This window comes from Rhizobacter sp. P2_H3 (assembly GCF_056403355.1).
Genome location: NZ_JBFUFQ010000455.1, coordinates 1 through 1,812 on the forward strand (window position 1 = coordinate 1; position 1,812 = coordinate 1,812).

The following is a 1,812-nucleotide window of genomic DNA, read 5'->3' on the forward strand; positions in this document are numbered from 1 at the left end:
GCTGCTGCACGCCGAGGCCCGCGAGCGCGGCGAGGCGCTGGTCGGCCGGCTCTCCGGCGGCTTGCCGGTGCGGGTGCTGGCGCGCTTCTGGGAGGGCGTGGCCCGCGCGCACAGCACCGAGTACCCGCAGCGCTGCCGGGCCGCGGCCGAGCTGGCGGCGCAGCGCTACGCCGAGCTGGGCGATGCGCGCGGCGAGTACCTGGCCTGGGCCGAGTTCGCGCTGAACTGGCGCCTCGACCACCCCGAGGCGCGGCGGGCGCTGGCGCGCGCGAAGGCGATCGAGGACCCGCGCTGGCCGGCGCCGGTGCTGGTGCACGGCCGCACCACCGAGGCGGTGCTGGATTTCACCGGCGGCGACGCCGAGCGCGCCCGCGAGGCCCTGCTGTCGCTCGCGCTGCTGTGCGAGCGCGACGGCTACCTCGAAGGCACGTTGCGCACCGGCGCGAACCTGGTCGACATCGACCGCCACACCGGCCGCAGCGCCGACGCGATCCGGCGCGGCGAGGCACTGCTCCCGCGCCTGCCGCCCGGGCGGGCGTCGGCCAACGAGTTCACGCTGTTCGCGAACCTGGTGGGGGCGCTGCTCGACCAGGGCGAGGTCGTGCGCGCGCGGGCCGTCGTCGGAGAGTGCGCGCGGCGGCTGCGGCGCCTGCCCGAGGACAGCTGCATGTGGTCGATGCTCGACCTGTTCGGCGTGCTGCATGCGCTGTCGGGCCGCACCGACGCGGCCGCGCGGCTGGCCGGCGCCTCGGCGCACAACTACCGCGAGCGCGGCCGGCTGGTGCGGCAACCAAATGAAGAAGCCGACCGGGCGCGGCTGGCCGGGCTGCTGGCGCGGCACCCCGATGCGGCCGAGCTGGCGGCCTGGCAGGCCGAGGGCGAGTTGCTGTCGATCGCCGAGGCCTGCGAACTGGCGTTCGAGGCGGGCAACTAGAGTTGCCGCGCCTCGAAGGTGTTGCACTGCTCGACGCTGCCGGTCTGGAAGCCGCGCTTGAACCAGCTGACGCGCTGCGCGCTGGTGCCGTGCGTGAAGGTTTCCGGCACCACGGTGCCCTGCGACTTGCGCTGCAGCGTGTCGTCGCCGATCTGCGTGGCGGCGTTCAGCGCCTCTTCGACATCRCCCTGCTCCAGGATCTGGCGGGCGCTCTGCGCGTCATGCGCCCAGATGCCGGCGAAGCAGTCGGCCTGCAGCTCCAGGCGCACACTCAGCGCGTTCTGCTGCGCTTCACTGCCCTTCCCGCGCATCGCATCGACCTTGCCGCTGATGCCCAGCAGGTTCTGCACATGGTGGCCCACCTCGTGCGCGATCACGTAGGCCTGCGCGAAATCGCCGGGCGCGCCGAGCCGCGTGCGCATCGTCTCGTAGAAGCCCAGGTCGATGTAGACCTTCTGGTCGCCCGGGCAGTAGAACGGGCCCATCGCGGCCTCGCCGCGGCCGCAGGCGGTGGGCTCGCTGCCGCGGAACAGCCGCAGCTTCGGCTCGCGGTAGGTGCCGCCCATCTGCTTGAACTTGGCGCGCCACACGTCTTCGGTGTCGGCCAATACCACCGAGACGAAGCGGGCCATCTTGTCGTCGGCCGGCGGCTTGCCGGCAGGCGCCTGCTGCTGGGTGGGGACCGCGCCGCCACCGCCGCCGCTGAGCAGGCTCAGCACCGTGAGGGGGTTGACGCCGAAGATCCAGCCGGCCACCAGCGCGATGGCGACCGAGCCGAGGCCGATGCTGCGGCCGCCGAAGCCGCGGCCTCCGCCGCCGCCACCACCGCTGCGGGCGTCTTCGACGTTGTCGCTCTCGCGGTTGCCTTCCCATTTCAT

The 1,812-nt window shown here is 73.6% G+C and carries 2 protein-coding genes; one reads left to right on the forward strand and one right to left on the reverse strand.

The window, feature by feature from the left end; genetic code table 11:
* Positions 1–934 (forward strand): hypothetical protein (locus AC1D1T_RS32265; protein WP_477993431.1); only part of this gene is annotated, 934 nt, incomplete at its 5' end.
* Here the strand turns inward: AC1D1T_RS32265 and ypfJ are convergent.
* Entirely contained in the window at positions 931–1,812 is an 882-nt protein-coding gene (ypfJ, locus tag AC1D1T_RS32270) for a KPN_02809 family neutral zinc metallopeptidase (RefSeq protein ID WP_465111706.1), read from the reverse strand. The two genes, AC1D1T_RS32265 and ypfJ, sit on opposite strands and share 4 nt — an antisense overlap.